Raw genomic sequence first — 26,366 nt, 5'->3', positions numbered from 1 at the left:
TAATGGAAATTAATCATCTGAAGGCATTGATGCAGCTACAGGCTTTGCGTAACCTTTCTCATGGTGAGTCAAGTGAATCAGCTGCAGAATCCCAATCTTCCATGTTCAAGGACATCTTTCAGGCTTTTATTGAAGGACAGTCTGCTGCGTCACCTAAAGAACAGCTGCCACAGTATAAATCAGCTGCTATCCCTCTTGCGCAGCCTATGGCACATGCACCAATTAAAATAAATTCATCATCATCCTCAGGTACTCAAAACATTGAAGAGATTATTTCAGAAATGGCTGCGAAATATGATGTGGATGAAAAGCTGATCAGGGCAGTTATTAAACAAGAATCAAACTTTAATCCTGATGCAAAAAGCCATGCAGGTGCGATGGGGCTGATGCAGCTTATGCCAAACACAGCAAAATATCTTAGTGTCATGAATCCGCTTGATCCAGCCCAAAACATTGAAGGCGGGACTAAATACTTAAAACAAATGCTAAGCAAATACAATGGAGATCTTCCGCTTGCATTGGCTGCTTACAACGCCGGTCCTGGAAATGTAGATAAATATGGGGGGATTCCTCCATTTAAAGAAACACAAAACTATGTTCAAAAGATAACCTCATCTTATTTTGCTTAAAACAATGCTCTTTTTTAATCCATTATTGCTACCCTAACAACAGACGTAAACACAATACGCTGCGAGCAAAGCCTTTAACAAACAAAGACCATTCAGGAGCTGATACAAAGGCGCAGATGCTTTGAATCGGCTCTTTTTGCATTTGGCTGTTTTTGCATTGATTGTTGTTTTTGGTTATAAATTTCACCCGTGGATTTCCGCAATCAGGCACTTGCTTTCCCCTGTGAGGATGGGAGCCTCCTCGGCTATGCCTGTGGGGTCTCCCATTCCCCTCTATTTCCCGCAGGAGTCAAGTGCCTTCCGCTACAATCCACTAAAGGTTTTAACCATTACTCTAATAGCAACAAACTTTACGAGAAGAGCTTTTCAATTTAATGAACATGATCAGGCGCAGTTAATAAATTTTAATGCCTTCCACAATACTAAGAAAAGCGGAATCATTTTCATCAGCTTAAAAAGAGCGTTAAACATTGGAAAAAAGCCATTTTTGATCTTGAGATCCGTTTTTTAGAGCAGTTTGTTTGAGCTATGCTAGGTCAATTGTTACAATAAACATATCATTATCACACAAAGGAGTTCTCAGGCATGGCTGATCAATTTGCAACACCTTATGAAGCGATTGGAGAAAACGGACTTTCGCAACTGGTTGATGCCTTCTATCAAAAAGTGCATAAGCACCCTCTGCTTTCTCCGATCTTTCCTGATGATTTGACGGAAACAGCTAGAAAGCAAAAGCAGTTTTTAACACAATACTTAGGCGGACCGTCTTTATATACAGAAGAACATGGGCATCCAATGCTCCGGGCTAGACATTTGCCCTTTAAAATTACACCTGCAAGAGCGCAGGCGTGGCTTTCGTGCATGGAGGAAGCTATGGACGAAGTGAAACTCGATGAACAATTTCGGGAGTGGTTTTTTGAACGGCTTCAGCTGACAGCCCAGCACATGGTTAACTCTCATGAGGAAGAAGATCTGTCTGAAGGTGCAGTGCGATGATGTTTCGGAACAGTGAGGATCAAAAATCGGCTCCTTTCTTCTCTCACTGTCAAGGCAATTCAAGAAAGCCGCTCGAAATCTACATGTTCATCGATCCATTATGCCCTGAATGCTGGGCACTTGAACCTGTCATAAAGAAACTGCAGATTCAATATGGAAGATTTTTTACATTAAAGCATATTATCAGCGGACAGATTAAAACGTTAAACCATACAAAACGCAAAAATCCCAGCAGCCTTGCTCAAGTCTGGGAAAAGACGGCTAATTTAACTGGCATGTCCTGTGATGGAACGCTATGGTCTAAAAATCCTATTTCGACTCCATTTACTGCTTCACTTGCTATCAAATCAGCTGAATTGCAGGGACGAAAGGCAGGAATTCGTTTTTTGCGAAAGCTTCAGGAAGTTTTATTTCTGCAAACCCAGAATGTAACAGAGGAAAAAGTACTTCTTGAGATTGCAAGGGAAGTGGGTCTCGATGAAGAAGAGTTTTTAAAAGATCTTCATTCAGCCAGTTCTGCAAAAGCCCTGCAATGCGATTTAAAGATTACCGCAGAAATGGACGTACAGGAAATACCGACTCTTACATTTTTTAATCAGAATGCAGATTTGGAAGGTCTTAAAATCAGCGGCTTTTATCCTTATGAAATGTACGTTGGCATATTGGCAGAAATGCTAGGCGATATGCCAAAGCCAACTGAAGTTCCACCTCTTGAAATCTTTTTAAGGTACTTCAAGTTTGTAGCTACTGCAGAAATTGCTGCTGTTTACAGTATTTCAATGGAAGAGGCAGAAAAAGAGATGAAGAAGTATTTGCTTGCTCAAAAAGTGGAACGTGTTCCAGTCAAGCATGGAACGTTTTGGAGATATATTAGTTAGATACGATTAACAAGGCTTTAAGAAAATCCTGCATGAATCATGCAGGATTTTTACTTACAGCAATTGAAAACGTTTGCATTCTCAATCTTAAAAAGACTCCGCACGGGTAATACGGAGCCTTCTGTATGTCTTAACGACAACAAAGGGGATGGGAGAAATTTTTCACGGTCAAACAAAGGGGTAAATGTTTGTATGTGATTAATTTCACATCTATAATATATCAAATATTGTCGACTTTTGACAACCCATATACCTTCATTTCACAAATTTGTCACAAACATATTTCTAAACGAAGACTCATAATTTTTATAAAGGACAAACAAGGAGGATTCCGGCGTGAATATCAGTATTCCTTTAATCATTAGTATTATCCTGCTGATTATAAGTTTTTTCTTAAATATACTCGGCTTAATGGAGATGTTTCCCCTATCGATTTCATCACCGCTTTTATTTATCTCGATATTTGTGATGCTTTATTTGGTCAATCACCGAAAAACGTTCAAGGGATTTTAACATATAAATGGGGACAACTGATAAATTACTGATTTTGACTGATAAGACTTGAGTTTTAACTGATAAAATCTGGATTTACACTGATAAAATGGTGTTTTTCACTGATAAGAACAGGATCTGCCTTGTTCCTACCCCAAAGGGACTGAGTAAACAGTACTAAAATTCACATCATAAAAAGGAATGCAGCACGGACTGCATTCCTTTATCCTGTTCATTTAGATAAAAGCTGTTCCATTTCATTCAGCTTTTCTTCGAAGACTTTCAGCGCTTCTTCAATCGGCTGCGGGGATGTCATATCGACTCCTGCTTTTTTCAGCACTTCAATCGGATAATCAGAGCTTCCTGATTTAAGGAACTCCAGATAGCGTTTTACAGCAGGCTCACCTTCTTCTAAAATCTGCTTGCTGAGAGCAGTTGCTGCACTATAGCCTGTTGCATACTGATACACATAATAATTGTAATAGAAATGTGGAATTCTTGCCCATTCAAGGCCGATTTCCTCGTCTATTGCAACATTCTCTCCGAAATATTTCTTGTTCAGATCATAATAAAGCTTTGTTAATAGTTCAGGTGTCAGTGGTTCTCCCTCTTGTGCTTTTTTATGAATTGTATGCTCATATTCGGCAAACATTGTTTGGCGGAACACAGTCCCGCGGAATCCTTCGAGATAGTGATTCAGCAAGAAAAGCTGTTTTTTCTCATCATCGATCGTTTTTAATAAATAATCGTTTAGTAATGCTTCATTGCAAGTAGATGCCACTTCAGCTACAAAGATTGAATAGTGTCCATATTGATATGGCTGCGATTGTCGTGTGTAATAGCTGTGAACTGAATGGCCAAATTCATGTGCCAGTGTGAAAAGATTATTTACATTATCCTGCCAGTTCATTAGAATATATGGATTTGTGCCATATGTGCCAGAAGAATAAGCACCGCTTCTTTTTCCTTTGTTTTCATGAACATCTACCCAGCGATTTTCAAATCCTTCGTCCAGAATCGCTAAGTAATCTTCGCCTAATGGAGCAAGGCCTTTTAATAAATAGTCCTTTGCTTCTGTATATGGAATCTTCATCTTTACATCTTTTACAAGCGGTGTGAAGAGATCATACATATGAAGTTCTTCAAGACCCAGAACTTTTTTGCGAAGATCAAGATACTTATGGAGCAAGTGCAGATTATCATTAACTGTTTTAATGAGGTTATCGTACACCTCTTCTGGAATATTGTTATTGCTTAATGCAGCTTGACGGGCTGAATCATAATTTCTGACCGCTGCGTAGAAGTTATCTTTTTTTACCGCACCGCTAAGCGTGCTTGCGAATGTATTCTTATACTTATCGTACGTGCTGTAAACAGCTTTAAATGCATCCTCCCTTACTTTGCGGTCTTCGCTCTCTAAAAAGCGAATGTAGCGGCCATGTGTAACTTCTACATCCTCCCCATCTTCATCCTTTATAGAAGGAAATTCAAGATCTGCATTATTCAGCATGCCAAACGTATTGCTTGATGAGCCAAGCACATCAGAGGCCTGGGCTAAGAGTGCTTCCTGCTCAGCAGATAAAACATGAGGACGCTGGCGATTAATTTCGTCTAGCGTATGTTCATATACTCTCAGTTCTTCTTTTTCTTCTAAAAAGCTTTTAATTGAAGCTTCATCCATTGATAAAATCTCTGGGATAATATAAGAAGAAACGCTGCTTGCTTGTGTATACAGATTAGACGCACGGTCATTCAAACCCTGATAATGCGAATTTGTTGTATCTTGATCGTATCTCATGTGTGCATATGTATAAAGCTTTCCTAATCTCTCCATCACTTCATCCTGATATGTAAGTGCTTCTAGAAATCCTTCTGCTGAATCTGCAAGTTTGCCCTTATATTCACTGATTTTAGGCAACGCAGCTTTCACTTCTTTAAACTCAGCTTCCCATGCCTCATCATTTTCAAAAATATCTTCAAGTCCCCAAGTATCTTCTACAGCGATTTCAGATCTCTTCGGCAATGTTTTAACGGCTGTTTGTTCTGTCATATGAACTAAATCCCCCTTTAAGTCTGATTATCCCAATAATATTCTATATTTTCTTGCAAATCAATCTAAGAGTCTTGCTATTTTCCTTGTAAATCAGACAAGTCCTGACGGCTGTCGACATGCCGGTCTTCATCATCTCTCATCGATTTAGTCATTAAATACGCGATTGCACCTGTACTAACAGCGGTTAAGGTCATATCAAAAAAGGTATATTTCTTTCTTTTCTTATAAAACATACTAATTCCTCCATTTCAAAATGTTCTCTCTTTAGGTTGTGACATCCACTCACTGTTCATACGAATCATTTCAGCTTTTATGGAGTCCTGCCAGTCGCCTATTAACGTCCGCATTTAGAAACGAATTTGTTCATAATCATCTCGTCATTTTTCAATAATTCTAAGAGAGAACACTGCCAGTTTATTTCTCTCTGTTTGATATAGGTGTTTTTTTGCACATTGCGGAGCACTCCTATTGAAGTTAATGCTTGCAGATACTCTAGAATAGCAGCGCCGATTGTTAGGTTATTTAATAAAGTTACATCTCTCCTCTCCAATGATGGATCATTTTTTATTTCATTTACTGTTTCTTCAAGTATTATTTTCTCAAAGAGATTCTTTTGATGAATAAAAAGGAGAATTTTCGTTTGCCAAAGGAAGATGTGTGAATAAAATAAATAGCTTGTTTTTAGGGGAAGAAAAGCTTCTGAAGGGATAAGGGGAATGCTTGTAAGGTTTTTTTCATATAGATCTTTCTGCAGTTTTTTTAACTCAGGAGGAAGATGAATAGCAGGTTTTAACCGATGGGATCGAATTAGCTTGATCCACTGTGAGATAAATGGATGAATAGAAACTGACTTACGAAAGTGAAGATCTGATAAAATGACCATTTTCAGAGGCTGATAGCCTGGAATGGCAAAGAATGTCTGCTTTGAAAATGGAATGAGGTGATCTAAAAAGAGAAACGAGTTGACTTGAGGACAAAATGTGAGAAGAGATGGCGGATCAAGCGGAACCGAACCCGGCCTCGTGAAAAGCCATTGGAATTGTGAAATACGAAAGGTGTGGCTGCTTGTTCTGGATACATTTTTTCCGCCTAAAATCCAAATGGGTTCAATGCGGAATTGCTTATATTGCTTGGTTCTTTTCGTTAAGAGGCTAGATGGAATTGTTGAACACTGAAATTCAATTGCAGTAAATTCTGAGCCTTGTTTAATGAAGATATCTGGACGTTGTGAGATGCTCGGTAAATAATGTTCCAGTTTAGCACTCTGGATATTTTGAGATTTAATCCATTCATAGAGCTTTAACTTGCCCTTTAAATGATATTCACTTTCCTGTTCCAGTTCAATCCTGCATGTCTTATTTTTTTGATGTGAAAAATGATAAATTTTAATTTTGCCCAATTTCAGATCAAGTTCATTTTCACATACAGGACAATAGAAGGACTCCTCTTTCCTTATACGATAAAGCGTTTCGTAGGTCCATTGCTTTTCCGTAAGATTTATTACCGTGTTTTTACTGGTCTTGGCTACTAACATACTTTGTATCATCTCCCATTCATGAACTTCTTCGCCTATATTATACAATGCTTTTCCTTATTTTAGGTAGTGAAAGCAATCAGCAGTGAACAAAGTGAGGATAAGCTAGGCACCATCTTTATTTCAGTATCCAAAACCTTTTATCTTTTATTATTTCCTTTCCAAAAAAGACATGCCGCAAACGGCACGTCTTCTTATGCTTATAATAATGGCGAGAGCAATCTTGACATCGATTCAATCATTTTTTGCTTGAATGGGCGCTCATTGAATTCATCCATGATGATTTCATGTGATTTTTTTATATCCCGCTCAAATTCATCGACTAGAGTTTGTGTACTTGTTGTCCGGTAAAGGAAGGCATTGACTTCAAAGTTAAGATGAAAGCTTCTCATATCCATATTTGCTGTACCAATCGATGCAAGTTCGTAGTCGACAATGACAATTTTACTGTGCATAAATCCATCTTTGTACTCATAAATTTTCACGCCTGCTTCAAGCAATTCAAGAAAATAAGACCTTGAAGCGTAGAATACGATTTTTTTATCAGGATTTTTGGGGACGAGCAGTCTCACATCGATTCCGCTTAAAGACGCTATTTTGAGCGCCGACAGAATATCTTCATCAGGCACAAAATAAGGCGATGCTATCCAAATAGAATCTTTTGCTGATGTGATCATCGAGAAAAACAGATTCTTAATGATTTCCCATTTATTATCGGGACCGCCTGCAATAATCTGAACGCCGCCTTCATGTTCTTCAAGCTCGATTGAAGGAGTCATATATTCTTGTTTCACCAAGTTTTCACCGGTCATGTAATACCAGTCCTGAAGAAAAATCATCTGCAGCGTACGGACAGCTTCGCCCCATACCATTAAATGAGTGTCTCTCCAAAAACCGAAAAATTCATTCTTTCCTAAATATTCATCCCCTACATTTAATCCTCCAACAAAGCCTACTGTTCCATCAATGACAATAATTTTTCTGTGATTGCGAAAATTAATTTTATTATTCAAAAAAGGCATTCGTACAGGTAAAAAGGAAACAACGTCAATACCTGCCTGCTGCATTTCTTTTATGTATGCCTTTGATAATTTCCAGCTGCCGACAGAGTCGTATAAAAAGCGAACCTTTACGCCTTCTTTTGCTTTCTTAATCAAAGCATCCTTTAGCTTATTGCCTACCTCATCATGTCTGACGATATAATATTCAAGATGAATGTGGTGTTCAGCCTTTTCAAGTTCTGCAAAAATATGATTGAACGTTTCCTCTCCATTTGTCAAAGCTTTCGTCCTTGTTGCAAACGAAATCGGTGTATGACCGAGGCGATGCGCAAGATTAAATAGCATTTGCTGATGGTCGCCCATTTTGTCGATTTTATCTTCATAATTTGATTGATTTCCTTCAATCTCAAGCATAATTTTTTCATCAACAAGTGCTTTTCGGTCAAATAATTTTTTCTTTCTCACATTGCGTCCAAATAAGAGGTAAAATAAAAAACCAATTAAAGGGAAACTTCCTAATACTACTAGCCATGTAATGGTTTGAGTAGGCTTGCGATTTTCCAAAAAGATTACAAAGCCAATAAAAATAATCGAAAACATGAAAAGAACCGTTGTAGCAGTCAGGAGCCATTCCCGTGATACAATCCCTGTAAAATTTTGAATGATGAAAATAAAAAAACCAATTATAAGAAGAAATAAAAGCACTCGAACCGTATTTTTCATAGTGTACCCCTGACTTTTTATGTAATCTTTGAAGAAAAGCTAAAAGCGCCATGATCTGCCTGTTAACCTGAGTGAGCCAGACATTGCTCCTTGCTATGTATTCGGGATAACATTTTACCTTATGAAAAAGGCCGACTTCAAACGAAATGAAATCGGCACTTTTTTCTATCTTACTTAACTAAAATGTTTCTTAACAACATCAAGAGCATCTTCCTTAATGATTTCTTTGCCGTATTCAGTAACCCGGTGAATGGTCATTCTTGATTCTTGTCCATACTCGAGTATAATGCTCAATATATTTTCAATGTCTTCGTCTAATTGTTCCTCATCAAACTCTACATATAAATAATATTGGTCATCAAGTGAATAGAGGGCATTTGTAAATCCAGCAACTGGAACGCCAGCTAAAGCAATTACATGTTCAAAATCACTGAATTTTATTAAAAATTGCAGCTGCTGCTCTTCTTCTATTAGCGCAGCATCAGCTTTATCATCAATATCGTCATTGAAGTGCTGATCAAGAATGGATTCAATATTCCCATCAACAGGCAGTTCTTTACCTTTATCTTCAGACAATGGAAGCTCAATCTTTTGGCCGTCTTTTGACAGCTGTGCTCTTGTGACGATGACTTCAAGTCCTTTATCAAGAGCCTGAACCTGAATCCACAGCGGTCCCTCCACCATGAAATCTTCTTCATCGTGGACTTCATCCATCATCTCCCAAAAAAGCTCTTCACTTCTTTCGCGGTTGTACCAGATTTCATCTCTGTCAAAACCGCGTTCTTCTATATCAAGATATGAAATATAAAACTTAACGGTATATTCATTAATACGTTCTATCTCCATCTTTACAACCTTCCCTTCTATTTATGATGTTGAAGGGACAACTAAACCCCTAAATTTAAGTTGCACTTTCTTACACTTTACCCTTTTCTGCAGCTCTTTAATCCTCAGCGCAATGCAATAAAAGCCTGTTAAAACTTGTCTTGAAAGAGGGACTTGGCTTTCAATATTCTTGTACTCCTATTTTATGATAAAACCTCTCCGAATGAAATAAAAAAACCTTGATTTTACAAAAACAGTTATTTACCCATACAGAATGGCTCATAAATCATAGTTCACTTCATATATATGGTACGAGCAGTCTATCACATGAAAAGCACAAACGCCTTGCAGCGCAGGCAGGCAGATCCGTTCTGCCCCAAGGAGTTAGGCGCTGGAGCTAGACATGGATGCTAGAAATTATTTAAGTTCTGATATTCCAGGGAAAGAGGTACTCATGATGGAACAGGAATTTTTACTCTCTTTGGTTATGATTATCGGCATTGATTTGCTCCTTGGGGGCGATAACGCAATCGTTATTGCAATGGCAAGCCGCAATCTTCCCCCAAAACAAAGGAAAAAAGCAGTGATTATTGGAACGGTTTTAGCAATTGTGGTTCGCATTATGCTGACATCAGTCGCTGTTTATTTATTTCAAATTCCATTTGTGCAGCTAATTGGCGGAATATTGCTTCTTTACATTGCGTATCACCTGATTGTTGGTACAGCAGAAAGTGAAGGAGAGATTCAAAGCCATCAATCCTTGAGAAAAGCTGTTCAAACAATTGTATTTGCTGACATGCTGATGGGGATGGACAATGTTATTGCAGTTGCGGGGGCTGCAAATGGACAAACAATGCTTGTCATCATTGGCCTTCTTATCTCCATTCCGATCATGATTTGGGGAAGCAACCTCATTTTAAAAATACTTGATCGATATCCGGCCCTTGTTTATATTGGAGGTGGAATGCTTGCTTATACAGCAGGAAAAATGATTATCCATGAACATAAGCTCGCACCGATTTTCCATACTCATCCAAGCATAAGTGTGATGCTTCCATATTTGCTGATTATCTTTTTGATTGCAGCAGGTGTCATCTATCAAAAAATCGAAAAAAACGAAAACCTTCCATGATATTCAAGGAAGGTTTTCGCATCTCTCATTAATTCACTAAACGCTGTGCTTCTCTAAGCTGATACGTGCGTACTTTACGAGGTAAGAATCGTCTGATTTCATCCTCATTGTACCCAACTTGCAAGCGTTTCTCATCAATTATGATCGGACGTCTTAAAAGACCAGGATGCTCTTGAATCAGATCATAAAGTTCTTGAAGCGGCATTGTTTCAACATTTACATTCAGCTTTTGAAATATCTTTGAACGGGTTGAAATAATTTCATCTGTGCCATCTTCTGTCATTCGCAGAATTTCTTTAATCTCATCAACTGACAATGGCTCAGAAAAAATATTACGCTCTGTATATGAAATTTCGTGTTCCTCTAACCATGCTTTCGCTTTACGACAAGAAGTACAGCTTGGTGAAGTATATAACGTTACCATAAACCTTTCACTCCTTTTTGTGTAAAATGAACAGACTGCTTATATTAGTAATAAGTATCACATTATGTTTTTAAATTGAAATTACTATAATTAAGTAATGTCTATAACAGATTATACTATAGAAAAGTAAGTAAGTATATACTTTTTCAAAACAAATGTTTGACAAAACAGTTACAATTCCGTAATGAATAGCATATTTCTTTTACTATTATTCATAAAAAGTGCTCCGAAAAACAGTCATTTTCGTTGAAACAAATGGCTGTAATGGGAAATAACATGATAAAATCCCATGATTCCATTCTCAATTAGTCCAGGGCATCGAAAATGTCTTTCTGATTATCCTGATCCTGCATTGACAGGACCTCCTGAACATCCTGGTATGCTTTGCCGTAAATTTCTTTATCTTTATAAGTGTGAATCATTAAGTATGTCTTCTTCATTGCTTCATAGATTAATTCTTCTGAAGCATCTTCTGGCGACCAATAGAGAATTTCCATTGCATTAATTTCGTTTGTAGCAAGCGACTTTCTTCTGTAACCGATTGCTTTTGCATGCTTGAAACCTTCTCTTTGATAAAACTTCAATCGCTTGCCCGTATCTAAAATATCTTCGTCCACGGGTTCCACCTCTAAAATAATTGGTTTTCCAAGCTCCTTTAGATTAGAAATCAGCTTATGTCCAAGGCCTTGTCCTCTTGCCTTCTTTGAAACAAACAAGTAATCGATAAAGATAAAATCTGCAAGCTCTGCATACATCAGAACATGAAATTCTCCTTCGTCTTTATGATAAATATCACCCCGCTCTTTTAAAAGAGTTTCGATATGCTCTTTAGACTTCATCTCTTCGATTGGAAAATATTGATTTAATTTTTCATACCAGTTCATCGATCCGCTCCTTGCTGTTTTAAACGTTCGTACCTCTATAAATTGATTTACCCTCTTTCCTTAGTGTTAAACATAAGATATATTAAATAATAAGTAAATAATGGGATGGTGAGGTTTTTTGCTTGAATATGCATTCGATTTTCTGCTTGTTGCTGCTTTAGTCATTGGTATCACAGCTTTAATGGGTGTAATCACAAATGGAATCGGCGAAACCATCTTTAGCGGAAAAAAGAAAAATCAAAACGTCGAGCATACATTAAAAACTCAGGCTGGCTGGAGAAAGGTCGGGGGAAGACAAAGATAATGGCCACCTGAGCGCCTGTTGCTAGCAGAACTTGGGTATTTATTTTTTTGCAATTTTAAAGCGTTTACATAAGTTTGTGTAAGCGCTCCGCACCCTTATTACCCCACTAATTTTCCGAAATGCTGTACTTATTATTCGCACAAGACATCTTATTAGCCGGGATCCAAGTTTTACTATCGGAACAGCTGTATTATGATCCCACAAGAACCCCTTTCTTACTAAAAACAGCCCCCGTATAAGATACGGGGGCTAATCATTCAAGGCGTATAATCAACGCCTTTTGTATAGTTATTGCCGGCATTCCATAAGAGATATTCATTAATTCCCTGTTCATTCAATGCTTTGATTTGTGCTTCTACATCTTCTTTTCCATATTTCTTGTAATTTCCGCTGCCTAGCCAAGATGCTGTAAAATCTTGAAGCCATGGACGGGATACTGGCCGTGTTTTTAATTCATCCAGCTTCTTATTCTCAAGCTTTGCATATTCCGTAATTAACTCGTATGGTTTTAAATCCGGCTTTGCAATTCCGAAATAAGCTGTCCAATGACTTGGATAAATCATTGATGAGATGACATCAACGTTGTCTGCGATTTTTGTGAAATTTTGACCGATTCCGGGTGCTTCCGGCAATGTTGCGGAATAGCCAAAAATATCAACCGATGTTTTCACCCCATATGGCTTTAGCTTTTCCCGGGCATATTGAACAAAATCCGTCACGGCAGTTACTCGCTTTTGAATATTATCTTGTTTTGTATCTGTATAATCTCCTGAGCTGTACTTTAGAGTGGCATCTTTATTTTCAAACCCCTCTGGAAAACGGACATAATCAAATTGAATTTCCTGGAAACCCATTTTCGCAGCTTCAATCGCAATTTGAACATTATAATCCCATACTTCCTTAACAAAAGGGTTCACAAACGACTCTCCGCGCCCATTCTTCCAAACGCTGTTTCCATCTTTAAACGACCATTCCGGCTTTTTATTTGCTAAAACAGAATCTTTAAAAACAACAACACGTGCAATTGGATAGATTTTCTTTTTCTCAAGTTCCTTAAGCATTGCGCGCGGATCTTTTATGTATTGATGACTTATATCATAGTAAGGAGAAGACTTATCTGGCCGATAGGTTAAATTTCCGAAATCATCTTTTACATCAATGACCATTGCATTTAAGTCTGTAGTATCCATTAAGTTAGTCAGCTGTTCAAATTTGCTGCCGCCTGCAGAATGTCCTGTTACATATATTCCTCTGATCGCATCTGGATATTCAAATTTCAGTCCTGAATCGAAAGCAAAGCGGGGCATTGATTCCGGCAATTCCTTCTTCTGAAATGCCAATGTTTTACTATTATGTGCCGCTGCAGCTAAGTCGGTATTTGCCTGCGTCTGTGTGCCCGATCCTGTGATGGCTAATGCCCCTGCTAATAGGAAAACAGGTATAGCCTTTTGAAAGAAAGCCACGTTTAACACCCTCCATTTGCTGATTTACCCTTATTATAAATGAAAAAATAGGATGTTCATACATGTATTGGGACTTATTTTGACATTTTTCAACAAAATAAACAACAGGTATAAAATCTTATATAAACTAGTATATTCCGTTTACTTATCGGTCATGATTAGACGTTAAAAAAGTGATCTCTATCAAGAGATCACTTTCTTTTACTTCGCATATAGAGTTTGATATTGCTTAAATTCAGCTTCTGAACACATAACAAAATGTCCAGGTTTTACTTCACGGAACTGAGGCTCGTCACCTTCTGTATACTGATGCTGAGCGGGATCATATTTTTTTCTAATACGAGTGCGCTCATAATCAGGATCCGGAAGCGGTATTGCAGATAACAATGCTTGAGTATATGGATGGATTGGGTTGTTATAAAGCTCTTCTGCATCAGCAAGCTCTACAAGCTTCCCAAAATACATAACTCCAATTCGGTCACTGATGTATTTTACCATTGACAGATCATGGGCGATAAAGAGGTATGTCAATCCTTTTTCTTTTTGAAGCTGCTTCATTAAATTGACTACCTGTGCCTGGATGGATACATCAAGTGCTGAGATTGGTTCATCTGCAATTATGAAATCCGGGTCTACTGCAAGTGCACGTGCAATACCAATACGCTGGCGCTGTCCACCGCTGAATTCATGTGGAAAACGGTTCGCATGCTCACGGTTTAATCCAACAGTTTCAAGCAGTTCATACACTCTTTCCATCCGCTCTTTATCTGATTTTGCCAATCCGTGAATATCGATTCCTTCGGCAATAACGTCAGAAACCTTCATACGAGGATTCAAGGATGCATACGGATCCTGGAAAATCATTTGCATTTTACGGTTAAATGTTTTTAACTCACTTTTAGATTTTTTGCCATGAACGTTCACACCATTAAATTTCACTTCACCGTCAGTCGCATCGTAAAGACGGATGATTGAGCGGCCTGTTGTTGATTTTCCGCACCCTGACTCACCAACAAGACCGAGTGTTTCACCTTTATAGATATCAAAAGATATATTATCAACAGCTTTCACTTCATTTGCTTTTCCTACATTAAAATGCTGTTTTAAGTTTTTAACCTCAAGTAATTTTTCTCTTTCCATCTTTTACTTTCCCTCCTTCATTTCAGGGAATTTGCGCTGGCGAAGCTTAACGGCTGCCGGCGGTTCAACTTTAGGTGCATCCGGATGAAGCAGCCATGTTGCAGCATAATGTGTATCAGACACCTTAAACATTGGAGGCTGCTCTTCTAAATCAATTTGCATTGCATATTCATTACGCGGTGCAAAAGCATCTCCTTTAGGCGGATGCAATAAGTTCGGAGGAGTTCCAGGTATCGCATAAAGTTCTTGATCAGTAGAGTCCAGACTTGGCATTGAACTGATCAGACCCCACGTATATGGATGCTGCGGATTGTAGAAAATTTCATCGACTGTCCCGATCTCGATAATTTTCCCTCCGTACATAACAGCTACCCGGTCGGCGACATTTGCTACTACACCAAGATCATGTGTAATAAAGATGATTGATGTATCAATTTTCTTTTGCAAGTCTTTCATTAGCTCAAGAATCTGTGCTTGTATAGTCACATCAAGAGCTGTCGTTGGCTCATCAGCAATTAATACCTTTGGGTTGCATGCAAGGGCAATGGCAATTACGACCCTCTGTCTCATCCCGCCTGAAAATTGATGTGGATATTGTTTAAATCGCAGTTCAGGTTTCGGAATTCCAACAAGTCGAAGGAGATCAATTGCTCTTTCTTTCGCTTGCGCTTTACTCATATTTTGATGTTTAATGATCGGTTCCATAATTTGTTTTCCAACAATCATTGTCGGATTCAAGGAAGTCATTGGATCCTGGAAAATCATCGAAATATCTTTTCCTCGGATTTTCTGCATTTGTTTATCAGATAGTGTCGCAAGGTTCTTGCCATTAAAGAGAATCTCACCTTTTTTGATTTCGGAGTTGCTCTCAGGCAATAATCTCATGATCGATTTGGTTGTTACAGATTTACCAGATCCTGATTCTCCTACAATTGCAAGAGTTTCCCCTTTTTTCAAATCAAAGTCCACACCTCTGATGGCTTGAACTTCACCTGCAAACGTGTGAAACGAAATGTGTAAGTCTTTAACTTCTAAAATTTTCTCCAACATCATTCACCTGCCTTATTTCTAGTCTCTCATCTTAGGATCAAGCGCATCGCGCAATCCATCAGCAATCATATTGAATGCAACCATAATGACACTGATTACGATTGCCGGATAAATCATTTGATAAGGGAATGCTCTCATTGATTTAAACCCTTCATCAATTAACGTTCCTAGAGAAGCCAGAGGATCCTGTAATCCAAGACCGATGAAGCTTAAGAACGCTTCGAAGAAAATAGCATTTGGAATGGTAAACATTGTATTTATAATAATAACTCCAACTAAATTTGGAATCAGATGTTTAAAAATAATTTTACTGTGACTTGCTCCAAGAGTTCTCGATGCCAACACGAATTCCTGATTCTTAAGCTTAAGCACTTGTGCCCGAACGACCCTGGCCATACCAACCCAGCCGGTGATCGTTAATGCAACTGTAATCGAGATAATACCAGGTTTCAAAATTAAGATCATCAAGATAACGACAACCAGATTTGGTATACCCATTAAAACCTCAATAATTCGCTGCATGACATTGTCGATGCGTCCGCCAAAATAACCGGATATTGCCCCGTATGCAACTCCAATGATCATATCAATGAAAGCCGCTAAAAACGCGATATACAGTGAAATTTGGGTGCCTTTCCAAATACGTGTAAATTGGTCACGGCCCAAATTATCCGTTCCTAACCAGTAATACTCTTTAATTTGTTTTTGTTCATAAACCTTTACTTCTTCTCCATTATTAAGGGTTCTTGTCCCATCAAAAGGCAGCCAGCTAATGTTTTCAAGACCTTGAATACGAGGAGGCAAATTAGCATGAGTTGCCTTTTGACGAGCTGAATCATAGCCACTTACAGCAGGTCCGATAAATGCTAATAGAGTTAGCAGAACAATCACAATTAAACTGAAAACGGCAGCCTTATTTTTTCTTACTCGAAGCCATGCATCCTGCCAATAATTGAGGCTCGGTTTATTTATTTCTTCACTCTTTGAAGAATCAATATTAGCGGGCTGGAATAATTCTTTGCTGATTTCTTTTTGTGACATTATTTTTTACCTCCCGCTAAACGAATTCGTGGGTCTATGATGCCGTAGAGAATATCGACAACAAGAATAATTAATACAAATAAGAAAGCAAATAAAAGTGTTGTCCCCATAATGACAGGGTAATCATTAACTGTAATCGATTTTACGAATTGTTCTCCAATTCCTGGAACCGAGAAAATCTTTTCGATTACGAGGGAACCAGTCATTAATCCGACTGCAAGCGGTCCTAAAACCGTTACAACTGGAATTAATGCATTTCGCAAAGCATGTTTAAATGCAATTTCAAAGTAGCTTGCACCTTTAGCTTTAGCAAGTGTAATATAGTCAGAATTTAAAACATCAATCATTTCTGTTCTCATAAAACGTGCTGCAATTGCAATTGGGAACATAGCTAAAGCAATTGTAGGCAATATGCTGTATTCAGGGCCGCGCCAAAATGCAACAGGAAGCCATCCAAGTTTTACACCGATGTAATATTGCATTAATCCAGCAAATACAAAAGAAGGGATCGATTTACCGATAACTGCAATAAATGTTGACCCATAATCAACCCATGTATTTTGACGAAGCGCTCCTAAAATACCAAGTAATATTCCGAATATAGTACCTACAAACATTGCCTGAAAACCGAGGATGGCCGATGGGGCGATACGAGCAGCAAGCAGCTCTGATACCGGAGTGTTGTCAAATTGGAAAGATACACCAAAATCACCTTTCACAAGATTTGTCATGTACGTGAAATACTGTACAGGTACAGGCTCATCTAACCCATATTTCTCTTTCATGATCTCTATCTGTGCATCAGATAGCTTAGCACTATTAAATGGAGAACCGGGGATCATTTTCATAAGGAAAAAAGTAAAAGAAGCAATCAATATAAGTGTAATAAGCATATAAATCATACGTTGCCCTAAATATTTGACCATGTGTGCACCTCCTAGAACTATATGAAAAATTCAGAATCATCTACATAATTCGACAATTCTTTAGCAGGTAAAAAGAGAGTATATCGCATATACTCTCTTTTTATTCTTTTTGATTCTAATCATTCGCATTGTAATTGTAAATAGTTATTACTCAGCGTCTGTGATTTTAATCCACTTGTAGCTGTATTCAGGACCAACAAGGTGGTAAGTGAATCCTTCAACCTTTTTGTTGATTAAAAGGTTTGATGCACGTTGGTAAATTGGAGCAATACCAGCATCTTCTTCTAATACAACTTTCTCAGCTTCTTGTAAAGCTTCGAAACGTTTAGCAGGATCGTTAGCTAAAGTTGTTTGAGCGTCTTTTAATAATTTGTCATACTTTTCGTTAGAATATGCCATTCTGTTATTTCCGCCATCAGTTATCCATAGATCTGAGAAAGAAATTGGATCAAGGTAGTCAGGACCCCATCCAGCAGCCTGGATGTCATAATCCATTGTTTTGTCGCGATCTAAACGAACACTGAAAGGAACACTTTGTACATCAATTGTTAAACCTTCAAGGTTGTTTTGAAGCTGATCTTTCATGTAAGAATCGATTGTTTTAGAAGTTTCTGTGTCTCCGCCAAGGTAAACTAATTTCACTTCTTTTTGGCCAATCTCTTCTAAGCCTTTTGCCCAAAGCTTTTTAGCTTCTTCTAGGTTGTACGTTAATAAATCTCCATTAGCCTTACGGAAATCTTCACCAGTCTCTGGGTTTGTTACGAATTCTTTTGGTACAGCATAGTTTGCAGGAATTGATCCATTGTTTAAAATTTCATTCGTTAAATCTTCTTTATTGAATGCCATTGCAATTGCTTTACGGATATTTACGTTAGCAAGAGCTTCGTTTTTCTGATTTAATTTAAGCCAGAAAATTGTAGGCTCTAACCATCTTAATAAGCGATCGTCACCATCATATTGAGCGATAACTGCCGGTGTTGAAAGTTTTGGAGTAACATCAGCTTCTCCAGCTTCAAATGCATTCGCTGCAGCCTGAGGATCTTTTGAAACATTGAACGTGATTTTTTCAAGGCTTACATTTTTTGCATCCCAGTATTCAGCATTTTTCTCTAAAGTCCACTCAGTATCAGCAGGTCCTTCCCAGCCATTGATTGCGAAAGGTCCATTGAACACTAAATTTTCTGATTTTTTACCGAAGTTTGCAGCTTGTTCTTCAACAAACTTTTGGTTTTGCGGATAGAAAGTTGGGAAAGCCATTAATGATTTAAAGAAAGGAATTGGTTTTTCTAATGTAATAACCAATGTTTTTTCATCTTCAGCTTTGACACCTAATTCTTCTGGTTTCGCTTTTCCATTATATAATGCTTCAGCATTTTTAATTTTGCCCATCATCATATATGGACCATATGCAGATCCAGTATCAGGATTAAGAGCACGCTGCCAAGCAAATACGAAGTCGTTAGCTGTAACAGGGTCACCGTTTGACCATTTAGCATCTTCTTTAATTTTAATTGTATATTCTGTGCCCTCTTCATTTGCTTCAGGCTCACCATCAGCCATTCCAGGAACTGGCTCTTGGTTTTCATCAATACGATATAATCCTTCATTTGTATTGTTCAATTGAGATAAGCTGATTGTATCTTCAGCTAACACTGAGTCCATTGATGGAATCTCAGATTGCTCAAGAACTTTAAGCTCCTGTGGTACATTTGTTTCTTCTTTGGAGTCTTTATCTTTGTCTCCTCCATCAGAAGAACCTTGGTTGCCTCCGCCGTAGCATGCTGATAAAAATACGCTGATTACAAGCGAAAGAACTAAAAGCAATGAAAATTTTGACTTTTTCATTAATAACCCTCCCTTTTATTTTTAAAAAATTCTTACAAACACTATTATACAAGCTTTCGAATTTTTGTACATTCATTTTTTTAATAAAATTTACACAAATGCAATAAAATTAAGACTTTTATTAATGAAAAATAGTTCTTTATACCTATATTTTCTGACAATATTAGTCCCGGTTTTTCGAATTTATTACATAGAAAATACCATTCCTATAGTCTTTGTAAAGATTTTAAATTGCGTGTAAAATAGAAAATGTATACAGTATGCACTAATAGTTAATAAACTATTTTGCGGGCATAATTAAAAGATTCTGATTAGTTAAAATTTTCTTAAAATAGTTTCCTTCGTATTTACGAAGACAAAATTACTATTTGACTTTCTCCATTTCTGATATGATTAATTTTAAAAAAGAGGTTAATTTATGAAGCTAAAATTGTTTACTACTGTTTTTACTGGTTCATTTGTTCTGGTCTTGCTGCTGTCTCTCCTATTCTATAGAGAGATCACGATCCTTCACTATATAAACATTTCTTTCTATATATCAGGTGTGCTTCTTGCTGTTTGTTTGTTTTTATTAGTATCTCAGGGCGGCTTTTTTGATGGAATTACCCAGGGATTCAGGAGAACCTTTCAGTCTAAGGGCAAGGACCTTGATAAAGAGGAAGTTGAAGAGATGAAGCTTTTTTCTGAGCTGCTGAGTATTGAATATATGCCGTTCCTTTTGGCAGGCCTTCTCCTCGCCGCAACTATGCTCGGAAGCTTATTTGTTTATTATTTATAAATCAAGTTGCTTATCTGCTTATAAGCTTTTATAATGTAAAAAAATACTTATTTGAGAAGCGATGATAAAGAGTAGTACATGATGGATTCATTTTAAGAGAGCCTGCTGCTGCTGGGATGCGGGTAATGAACATGATGGAATGGACTTTTGAGCAGCTGACTGAACACTAGTAGGATCAGCCGTTTTGTCTTGCGTTATAAGACTTTAAGAGATTTCTTTTAGAAATAATTAGGGTGGCACCGCGGTCCATTCGTCCCTGTACAGCAGGGGACGAATGGGCTTTTTTGTATTTTATAGGCTCTTTTCTAAAACATTCAATTAATAAAGCGATAAGTAATTTTATTAGAAAAGAGCACGATTTTCAAATGACAACCATTTTATTAGTAGGAGTGAAGAGAAATGAAAACCATTTTTTCTGGCATACAGCCCACAGGTTCAGTTACATTAGGAAACTATATTGGAGCATTGAAGCAGTTTATTGATTTGCAGCATGATTATGACTGCTATTTTTGCATTGTTGATCAGCATGCAATCACTGTACCTCAGGATCGTCTTCAGCTGCGCAAAAACATTCGGGGGCTAGCTGCTCTCTATCTTGCAATTGGCATTGACCCAGAGAAAGCAACGTTATTTGTACAATCAGAAGTTCCAGCTCACGCTCAGGCAGGATGGATGCTTCAATGTGTCGCATACATCGGTGAGCTCGAAAGAATGACACAATTCAAAGATAAATCCACTGGAAAAGAAGCAGTTTCTGCCGGATTATTAACCTATCCTCCACTTATGGCTGCCGACATTCTACTATATAAGACTGACATCGTTCCTGTTGGGGAAGATCAAAAACAGCATTTAGAGCTGACACGTGATTTAGCTGAGCGTTTCAACAAAAAGTACAATGACATTTTTACAATTCCAGAAGTACGTATTCCCAAGGTTGGGGCGAGAATCATGTCCCTTGCTGATCCGCTGAAAAAAATGAGCAAATCTGATCCAAACTTAAAATCGTTCATTACGCTATTAGATGATCCAAAAACGATTGAAAAGAAAATCAAGAGTGCTGTTACTGATTCTGAAGGAATCGTAAAATACGATAAAGAAAACAAACCTGGCGTTTCTAATTTATTATCGATTTATTCGATTCTTTCTGGTACATCAATTGCTGAATTAGAGGAAAAATATGATGGCAAGGGCTACGGAGATTTTAAGAGCGATACAGCTGCTGCTGTCATTGAAGTATTAAAACCAATACAAGAAAAGTATTATGCCCTGCTGGAATCAGAAGAATTAGATCTTATTTTGGACCGGGGAGCAGAGAGAGCCAATGCAGCGGCAAATAAAATGATAAAGAAAATGGAAAGTGCAATGGGGCTCGGGAGGAAAAAGAAATAACATCACGATCAGAGGCACGTATGTCAGCGCCATAACCTATAGCTGAAACACAAAAAAGAGCATCGGCATATCGACGCTCTTTTATATTTGTTCAAAACCTACCCCTTTTTGACTCATTAAATATTGAAGCAGGTTCCTTTATGATAGTGCTTGTCCTAATTCACTTTAGATTCATGCTCCATTTCCCAAAGTTTTTCGAAAAATGGCTGTCCTTTAATCAAGTTCTCGCATAAAGTCATATGTTTCTGACTCCAGCCGCTTAGTGTTTCTTCGTATAGCTTTCTCCATACATCCTCAAAGCCCAAATCTTGTATCGTTACATACATGGTCGGATTCCACTCAGTATACCAGTACTTGACCTCAGCCGCATTTTTTGTTGATTGAAGCTGATCAAGAGCCATAAACAGCAGCTGCTTTAACTGACGTTCTTTTCTTGTTAACCCGCTCATATGTAATGGATTTGGGGAAAGGATATGAAATTCCTTTTCCAACTCTTCCACTTCAAACAAATATTCTTCTGATTCAACATCTTTAATCATTTCATAAACGAGCTGTTCCTGACGGGGAATTAACCTGCTTTTACGAACTGGAATGCTGTAGCCGATCGTATCAACAGCCAAGATCCCTTCTCCATCTGTTACGACAAAACAATAATCAAGCTGGATGCGCTCATGATTTTTGCGAATATACGCTTTTTGAAAGGCATCTTTTAATAATCCCTGCGGCAATTCAGACAAATCATTTTCAATATAATGGAATAATACCGAGTTTACTTTAAATAGAGGAACCTGGTCTAAGAGTTCGACACTGTCATCTTTTCTCCATTCATGAAAATGACACACATTGTACCCGTTCTCTTCGCCTTCAAACCAGTTCACCCATACATCATGAAGAAACAACATTTACTACCCCTCACTTCCGATGCTTTTGTCTTTCAGTATAGGCAGTGAGAAGAAAATATATTCCATTCCGAACAGATTATGGATGATTTCTTTTAAAAAGTTTTTTCACATTAATCGTTTTTTGATTATCGTTAATATCGTACATCTTCAAAAAAAAGCCAAGAATATAATTCTCGACTAAGCATTTTCTTACTCATTCACCTTTGGATCAAGTGCATCCCGCAGACCGTCCCCTACAAAGTTAAAAGCAAGGACAGTGAAGAGAATCAATAATCCCGGTAATAAAGGATACCATGGGGAAGTTAAGAGAATTGTAAAGTTCTGTGCATCCTGAAGCATATTTCCCCAGCTTGGAACTGGCGGCTGTATTCCTAATCCTAAATAACTTAACGTTGATTCAGCCAGGATAACAGTTCCTACCGATAACGTCGCCGAAACGATAATAGGACCAAATGCATTTGGCAAAATATGCGAAAAAATAATGGTAAAGCTTTTCGTGCCAATGGTTTTTGATGCTAAAACAAACTCGCGTGTACGAAGAGATAAAAACTCTCCACGCACTAAACGGGCTGTTGTTGTCCATCCCAAAACCGCAAAGATAATAATTAGCTTATCGACACCAGGCTTAAAAATTGTGATAAGTGTGATGAGTAAGAACAACTGAGGAATTGAGAGAATAATATCAACAAAACGCATTAAGATTGCATCAATAATTCCCCCAAAGTATCCTGCAATGGCTCCAACAACCGTTCCAATAGTAATCGAACCAATAACAGACGCAAACCCTACAAGCAAGGATACTTGAGCACCATATAACAAGCGTGTCAGCATATCACGTCCAAAACGGTCTGTACCGAGAATGTTCTCACCGCCAGGAGGCACTAATTTTTTTAATAAATCCTGACTTTCTGGAGAATATGGAGCAATGACTGGTGCAAATATTGCAGCGGAAATAATGATAAAAAGGAAAATCGCTCCAATCACTGCCAGTTTGTTCTTTACAAATTTCCTGAAAAAGATTTTCGTTAATGTATCAGGGTTTGCTTTAATATTTCCATGGACCGCCAGCTGACCAGAAGTTTCAGGTGTTAGATTTGTTTGTGACATACCGCTCCCCCTTCCTAATACTCAATTCTCGGATCAAAAATGGCATATAGAATGTCAGAAATTAAATTGCCGACAACTACAAAGACAGCTGATATGACGGTTAAAGCCATAATGACCGGATAATCACGCTGGAAGGCTGAATCAAAAAACAGCAAACCGATTCCAGGCCATGAAAAAATTTTCTCAACAACGACCGCTCCTCCAATAAATGAAGGGATCATTAAACCGAAGATTGTAATGATTGGAATTAATCCATTGCGTACACCATGCTTGATGATGACTTTGGATTCCTTGAACCCTTTCGCCCGTGCCGTTCTCATATAATCCTGTTTCAGCACGTCAAACATACTGGATCTGGAATATCTCGTTAAACCTGCCATATCAGCTGAAGCCAATACAAACGCAGGCAGGATAAGATGATGGATTCTGTCCCATAAACTGAATTCCGCATTCAAGGTAGAGGTCCCTCCTGTCGGGAACCAGTTAAGATGTACAGCAAATACCATAATTAATATCAGACCGAGAAAAAAGTTCGGAGTAGCCAGTCCTAAAAAGGAAGTAACCGAAACTGTGTAATCAACTTTTGTGTAAGGTCTTGCTGCAGAAATGATTCCAAACGGGATGGCAATCAATAGAGCTAACACAGTAGAAACAACCATTAACAGCAATGTGTTTGGCAAACGGTTCATTATCATTTCACTTACAGGTACGCCTTTTCGGATTAGGGATGTTCCGAAATCCCCCTGTGCCATATTGCCAAGCCATTTAAAATACTGAATATGTACAGGATCATTCAGTCCATATCTCTCCATAAATTTCGCTTTATCACTTGGGCTTATCGATGGGTCCATCAGCAGGCTTGTCGGATCACCAGGCGCCAAACGAATGATTGCAAAGGATATAATGGTGATGCCTAATAATAAGGGAATAGCCATTAATGTACGGCGGACGATATAAGTTAACACAGCTAGTTCTCCCCTTCCCTTCTCAATTTTCTATAAATAAAAACATGTCCACTTTTTCCATAGACTCGTTCAATATTCAATGTCATAAAAACGAGGGAAGGGAATATTCCCTTCCCTCTGAAAACTCTTTGATGACCGTTTTATCACTCAGTGCTTATTTTTTTAACCACCATTTGTGAATGTTGTAGTATTCGCTCTTCGCATTAAATTCATAGCCTTGAAGATTCTCAGGCATTACGCGGTGAACGTTTGGATAGTACAAGAATGTGTAAGGCTGATCTTCTGCAAGAAGTTTATAAATCTCACCATATGCAGCTGCATACTCATCTTGATCAAGAATTTGTTTCGCTTCATCAATCAATTTATCAACTTTAGGGTTGTTGTAGTGAATCATGTTCAAGCCTTCAGCAGCCTGGCTTGAGTGGAAAATGTCATATTGATCTGGGAATGTAGACAAGCTCCATCCTAAGATCATCGCTTCATAATCCCAGTTTGGTGCAGAAACTTGCTCAATGAATGCAGACCATTCAACGATTTCAGGTTTTACTTCAATTCCAACTTCTTTTAATTGCTGTTGCACGACAACTGCGATATCTTCACGGATTTTATTACCTTGGTTCGTCTTTAATGTGAATGAGAATTTTTTGCCGTCTTTGTCTAAAATGCCGTCTCCGTCAGTATCTTCCCAGCCTGCTTCTTTAAAAGTAGCCTTTGCAGCTTCTGGATCGAATTCGAATTTTGTTACATCATCACTGTAAGCGAAAGATAATGGACTTTCAGGTACGTCAGCAACTTCTCCATCACCATTCATTACTTGTGCTACGATAGTTTTTCTGTCAATTGCTTGCGTTAAAGCTTGACGTACTTTTACATCTTTGAATAATTCATTCTTTTCATTCCATCCAACATACGTGTAAGAAAGTCCGAGACCAGACTCCACTTTCACACCGCTGAATGTGCTTTTAACTGTTTCAATATCTGTTCCAGGAACTTCGGTGAAGTGAACATCACCAGCTTGAAGCTGTGCCAATAAAGCATCTTGGTCAGGAACAATTTTGTACGTGATCGAATCTAAGTATGGCTCGCCTTGGAAATAATCAGGGTTTTTCTCAACTTTTACATACTCTCCATCTTTCCACTCAACAAATTTAAATGGACCAGAACCGATTGGAGATTTTGTATTGAATTCATGTTCGCCAAGCTCTCCGACTGGAACATCTTTAAGGATATGCTCAGGAAGAATTCCATAGCTTAGAGTTACAGGGTAGAATGATGCATCTTTCTTTGAAAGCTTGAATTCAACTTCATAATCGCCTTTTTTCGTTACTGATTCCATTGATTCAAACGCTGATCCGCGCTCGCCAACGTAATCAGGGCTTTTCGGAATACTATATGTGAATACAACGTCATCTGCTGTTAAGTCTTCGCCATCATGGAATTTAATGCCTTCTTTGATTTTGACTGTGTACGTTAATCCATCTTCTGATGTCTGAATATCTTCAGCTATATTCAAAACAGGGTTGAACTCAGTGTCAGAATCTACTAAGCCGTCATAGATAAAATCTTCAATATCTGAACTTGAAACATCTGTTGAATAAAGCGGGTTGAATAAAGTCGGTGCTCCAATCGATCCAACGACGATATCTCCGCCCATTTGCGGTTCTCCAGCATCTTCAGCAGGCTTTTCATCTTCTTTACCGCCTGAACCTGAAGCAGGTGTTTTTTCGCCCGCGCCGCTATTACAAGCAGCTAAGAACAAAGAGAAAACTAACAATAAACTAAGTAATGTTAATAAACTTTTACGTTGTTTCACTTCGTATTTCCCCCTTTAGATTATGAATATTCAGTTTGCTTAACATAAAGAAGTATTGTTCGTCCATCTCCT

Annotated in this window: 25 protein-coding genes and 1 other annotated feature; of the genes, 8 read left to right on the top strand and 17 right to left on the bottom strand. The window is 38.1% G+C overall.

All coding sequences use genetic code 11. The annotated features are described in order from the left end of the window. Positions 1–2 precede the first annotated feature (2 nt). The 4 genes from CYJ36_RS00460 to CYJ36_RS23465 all read left to right on the top strand — a co-directional run bounded on the left by CYJ36_RS00460 (position 3) and on the right by CYJ36_RS23465 (position 3,016). On the top strand, positions 3–629 hold the full coding sequence (locus CYJ36_RS00460) for a lytic transglycosylase domain-containing protein (protein WP_101563771.1): 627 nt from the start codon (positions 3–5) through the stop codon (positions 627–629). Between the two features lie 585 nt (positions 630–1,214). Then, positions 1,215–1,625 (top strand): globin domain-containing protein, encoded by a 411-nt coding sequence (locus CYJ36_RS00445; RefSeq protein ID WP_101563765.1) that lies wholly within the window; start codon positions 1,215–1,217, stop codon positions 1,623–1,625. Continuing rightward, positions 1,622–2,503, top strand: coding sequence for a ClpXP adapter SpxH family protein (locus CYJ36_RS00440; protein ID WP_101563763.1), 882 nt, complete (start codon positions 1,622–1,624; stop codon positions 2,501–2,503). Before CYJ36_RS00445 ends, CYJ36_RS00440 begins: the two co-directional genes overlap by 4 nt. 342 nt (positions 2,504–2,845) lie before the next feature. Then, the gene (locus CYJ36_RS23465) at positions 2,846–3,016 is read left to right on the top strand and encodes a hypothetical protein (RefSeq protein WP_374702774.1); all 171 of its coding nucleotides are present in this window, start codon (positions 2,846–2,848) and stop codon (positions 3,014–3,016) included. A 211-nt stretch (positions 3,017–3,227) separates the two neighbouring features. On the opposite strand, the gene pepF is transcribed toward CYJ36_RS23465, so the two are convergent. From pepF to mecA, 5 genes are all read right to left on the bottom strand, one after another. Next, entirely contained in the window at positions 3,228–5,045 is a 1,818-nt protein-coding gene (gene pepF, locus CYJ36_RS00435) for an oligoendopeptidase F (RefSeq protein WP_101563761.1), read from the bottom strand. A 77-nt stretch (positions 5,046–5,122) separates the two neighbouring features. Next, positions 5,123–5,281: a hypothetical protein gene (locus CYJ36_RS23460; protein WP_180849972.1), complete on the bottom strand. Its 159-nt coding sequence runs from the start codon at positions 5,279–5,281 to the stop codon at positions 5,123–5,125. 101 nt (positions 5,282–5,382) lie between these two features. Next, entirely contained in the window at positions 5,383–6,582 is a 1,200-nt protein-coding gene (locus CYJ36_RS00430; RefSeq protein WP_180849970.1) for a competence protein CoiA, read from the bottom strand. Between the two features lie 200 nt (positions 6,583–6,782). Beyond that, positions 6,783–8,306 carry a cardiolipin synthase gene (cls, locus tag CYJ36_RS00425; RefSeq protein ID WP_101563757.1) on the bottom strand — a complete coding sequence of 508 codons (1,524 nt, stop codon included), beginning with the start codon at positions 8,304–8,306 and terminating at the stop codon, positions 6,783–6,785. A 174-nt stretch (positions 8,307–8,480) separates the two neighbouring features. Further along, a complete protein-coding gene (gene mecA, locus CYJ36_RS00420) occupies positions 8,481–9,152 on the bottom strand; it encodes an adaptor protein MecA (RefSeq protein WP_101563755.1) in 672 nt (223 codons plus the stop codon). A 436-nt stretch (positions 9,153–9,588) separates the two neighbouring features. Here mecA and CYJ36_RS00415 point away from each other — a divergent pair, with 436 nt between their 5' ends. Continuing rightward, complete coding sequence (locus tag CYJ36_RS00415) at positions 9,589–10,263, top strand: TerC family protein (protein ID WP_101565559.1); 675 nt, start codon at positions 9,589–9,591, stop codon at positions 10,261–10,263. A gap of 28 nt (positions 10,264–10,291) precedes the next feature. Here the strand turns inward: CYJ36_RS00415 and spxA are convergent, their stop codons facing one another. After that, positions 10,292–10,687, bottom strand: coding sequence for a transcriptional regulator SpxA (spxA, locus tag CYJ36_RS00410; protein WP_101563753.1), 396 nt, complete (start codon positions 10,685–10,687; stop codon positions 10,292–10,294). Positions 10,688–10,992: 305 nt separating this feature from the next. After that, entirely contained in the window at positions 10,993–11,571 is a 579-nt protein-coding gene (locus CYJ36_RS00405; protein ID WP_101563751.1) for a GNAT family N-acetyltransferase, read from the bottom strand. A gap of 118 nt (positions 11,572–11,689) precedes the next feature. Here CYJ36_RS00405 and CYJ36_RS00400 point away from each other — a divergent pair, with 118 nt between their 5' ends. Continuing rightward, positions 11,690–11,875, top strand: a complete 186-nt coding sequence (locus CYJ36_RS00400; protein ID WP_101563749.1) for a hypothetical protein — start codon at positions 11,690–11,692, stop codon at positions 11,873–11,875. 257 nt (positions 11,876–12,132) lie between these two features. Here CYJ36_RS00400 and CYJ36_RS00395 read toward each other — a convergent pair whose 3' ends face one another. From CYJ36_RS00395 to CYJ36_RS00370, 6 genes are all read right to left on the bottom strand, one after another. After that, positions 12,133–13,338: a putative glycoside hydrolase gene (locus CYJ36_RS00395; protein ID WP_374702766.1), complete on the bottom strand. Its 1,206-nt coding sequence runs from the start codon at positions 13,336–13,338 to the stop codon at positions 12,133–12,135. Positions 13,339–13,539: 201 nt separating this feature from the next. Next, a complete protein-coding gene (locus tag CYJ36_RS00390; RefSeq protein ID WP_101563747.1) occupies positions 13,540–14,478 on the bottom strand; it encodes an ABC transporter ATP-binding protein in 939 nt (312 codons plus the stop codon). A gap of 3 nt (positions 14,479–14,481) precedes the next feature. Further along, positions 14,482–15,525 (bottom strand): ABC transporter ATP-binding protein, encoded by a 1,044-nt coding sequence (locus CYJ36_RS00385; protein ID WP_101563745.1) that lies wholly within the window; start codon positions 15,523–15,525, stop codon positions 14,482–14,484. Between the two features lie 21 nt (positions 15,526–15,546). Beyond that, a complete protein-coding gene (opp3C, locus tag CYJ36_RS00380; RefSeq protein WP_101563743.1) occupies positions 15,547–16,569 on the bottom strand; it encodes an oligopeptide ABC transporter permease in 1,023 nt (340 codons plus the stop codon). Then, complete coding sequence (gene opp3b, locus CYJ36_RS00375; RefSeq protein WP_101563741.1) at positions 16,569–17,495, bottom strand: oligopeptide ABC transporter permease; 927 nt, start codon at positions 17,493–17,495, stop codon at positions 16,569–16,571. The genes opp3C and opp3b overlap by 1 nt, the downstream gene beginning before the upstream one ends. A gap of 147 nt (positions 17,496–17,642) precedes the next feature. Then, entirely contained in the window at positions 17,643–19,340 is a 1,698-nt protein-coding gene (locus tag CYJ36_RS00370) for a peptide ABC transporter substrate-binding protein (protein ID WP_101563739.1), read from the bottom strand. A 418-nt stretch (positions 19,341–19,758) separates the two neighbouring features. On the opposite strand from CYJ36_RS00370, the gene CYJ36_RS00365 reads away from it, so the two are divergent. Together CYJ36_RS00365 and trpS are read left to right on the top strand one after the other, a co-directional pair. After that, the gene (locus CYJ36_RS00365) at positions 19,759–20,118 is read left to right on the top strand and encodes a DUF3899 domain-containing protein (RefSeq protein ID WP_101563737.1); all 360 of its coding nucleotides are present in this window, start codon (positions 19,759–19,761) and stop codon (positions 20,116–20,118) included. A 52-nt stretch (positions 20,119–20,170) separates the two neighbouring features. Next, positions 20,171–20,379 (top strand) — a binding site (T-box leader). A gap of 138 nt (positions 20,380–20,517) precedes the next feature. Continuing rightward, positions 20,518–21,507: a tryptophan--tRNA ligase gene (gene trpS, locus CYJ36_RS00360; protein WP_101563735.1), complete on the top strand. Its 990-nt coding sequence runs from the start codon at positions 20,518–20,520 to the stop codon at positions 21,505–21,507. A 155-nt stretch (positions 21,508–21,662) separates the two neighbouring features. Here trpS and CYJ36_RS00355 read toward each other — a convergent pair whose 3' ends face one another. The 4 genes from CYJ36_RS00355 to CYJ36_RS00340 all read right to left on the bottom strand — a co-directional run bounded on the left by CYJ36_RS00355 (position 21,663) and on the right by CYJ36_RS00340 (position 26,294). Continuing rightward, entirely contained in the window at positions 21,663–22,409 is a 747-nt protein-coding gene (locus CYJ36_RS00355) for a YjbA family protein (RefSeq protein ID WP_101563733.1), read from the bottom strand. Positions 22,410–22,598: 189 nt separating this feature from the next. Beyond that, positions 22,599–23,516, bottom strand: a complete 918-nt coding sequence (gene opp4C, locus CYJ36_RS00350) for an oligopeptide ABC transporter permease (protein WP_101563731.1) — start codon at positions 23,514–23,516, stop codon at positions 22,599–22,601. A gap of 14 nt (positions 23,517–23,530) precedes the next feature. Continuing rightward, positions 23,531–24,481 carry an ABC transporter permease gene (locus CYJ36_RS00345; RefSeq protein WP_101563729.1) on the bottom strand — a complete coding sequence of 317 codons (951 nt, stop codon included), beginning with the start codon at positions 24,479–24,481 and terminating at the stop codon, positions 23,531–23,533. Positions 24,482–24,635: 154 nt separating this feature from the next. Continuing rightward, positions 24,636–26,294 carry a peptide-binding protein gene (locus tag CYJ36_RS00340; RefSeq protein ID WP_101563728.1) on the bottom strand — a complete coding sequence of 553 codons (1,659 nt, stop codon included), beginning with the start codon at positions 26,292–26,294 and terminating at the stop codon, positions 24,636–24,638. Positions 26,295–26,366: the final 72 nt, after the last annotated feature.

It is taken from the genome of Bacillus sp. UMB0893 (assembly GCF_002858905.1).
In the GTDB taxonomy this organism is placed as follows: Bacteria; Bacillota; Bacilli; order Bacillales; family Bacillaceae; genus Bacillus_P.
The sequence above is the reverse complement of the archived record's forward strand: the minus strand, read 5'-3'. Positions and strand labels throughout refer to the sequence as shown.

Coding starts and splice junctions, on each gene's coding strand:
- CYJ36_RS00460 (WP_101563771.1), top strand. CDS start 3: ATGGAAATTAATCATCTGAAGGCATTGATGCAGCTACAGGCTTTGCGT.
- CYJ36_RS00445 (WP_101563765.1), top strand. CDS start 1,215: ATGGCTGATCAATTTGCAACACCTTATGAAGCGATTGGAGAAAACGGA.
- CYJ36_RS00440 (WP_101563763.1), top strand. CDS start 1,622: ATGATGTTTCGGAACAGTGAGGATCAAAAATCGGCTCCTTTCTTCTCT.
- pepF (WP_101563761.1), bottom strand. CDS start 5,045: ATGACAGAACAAACAGCCGTTAAAACATTGCCGAAGAGATCTGAAATC.
- CYJ36_RS23460 (WP_180849972.1), bottom strand. CDS start 5,281: ATGTTTTATAAGAAAAGAAAGAAATATACCTTTTTTGATATGACCTTA.
- CYJ36_RS00430 (WP_180849970.1), bottom strand. CDS start 6,582: ATGTTAGTAGCCAAGACCAGTAAAAACACGGTAATAAATCTTACGGAA.
- cls (WP_101563757.1), bottom strand. CDS start 8,306: ATGAAAAATACGGTTCGAGTGCTTTTATTTCTTCTTATAATTGGTTTT.
- mecA (WP_101563755.1), bottom strand. CDS start 9,152: ATGGAGATAGAACGTATTAATGAATATACCGTTAAGTTTTATATTTCA.
- CYJ36_RS00415 (WP_101565559.1), top strand. CDS start 9,589: ATGGAACAGGAATTTTTACTCTCTTTGGTTATGATTATCGGCATTGAT.
- spxA (WP_101563753.1), bottom strand. CDS start 10,687: ATGGTAACGTTATATACTTCACCAAGCTGTACTTCTTGTCGTAAAGCG.
- CYJ36_RS00405 (WP_101563751.1), bottom strand. CDS start 11,571: ATGAACTGGTATGAAAAATTAAATCAATATTTTCCAATCGAAGAGATG.
- CYJ36_RS00390 (WP_101563747.1), bottom strand. CDS start 14,478: ATGGAAAGAGAAAAATTACTTGAGGTTAAAAACTTAAAACAGCATTTT.
- opp3C (WP_101563743.1), bottom strand. CDS start 16,569: ATGTCACAAAAAGAAATCAGCAAAGAATTATTCCAGCCCGCTAATATT.
- opp3b (WP_101563741.1), bottom strand. CDS start 17,495: ATGGTCAAATATTTAGGGCAACGTATGATTTATATGCTTATTACACTT.
- CYJ36_RS00370 (WP_101563739.1), bottom strand. CDS start 19,340: ATGAAAAAGTCAAAATTTTCATTGCTTTTAGTTCTTTCGCTTGTAATC.
- CYJ36_RS00365 (WP_101563737.1), top strand. CDS start 19,759: ATGAAGCTAAAATTGTTTACTACTGTTTTTACTGGTTCATTTGTTCTG.
- trpS (WP_101563735.1), top strand. CDS start 20,518: ATGAAAACCATTTTTTCTGGCATACAGCCCACAGGTTCAGTTACATTA.
- CYJ36_RS00355 (WP_101563733.1), bottom strand. CDS start 22,409: ATGTTGTTTCTTCATGATGTATGGGTGAACTGGTTTGAAGGCGAAGAG.
- opp4C (WP_101563731.1), bottom strand. CDS start 23,516: ATGTCACAAACAAATCTAACACCTGAAACTTCTGGTCAGCTGGCGGTC.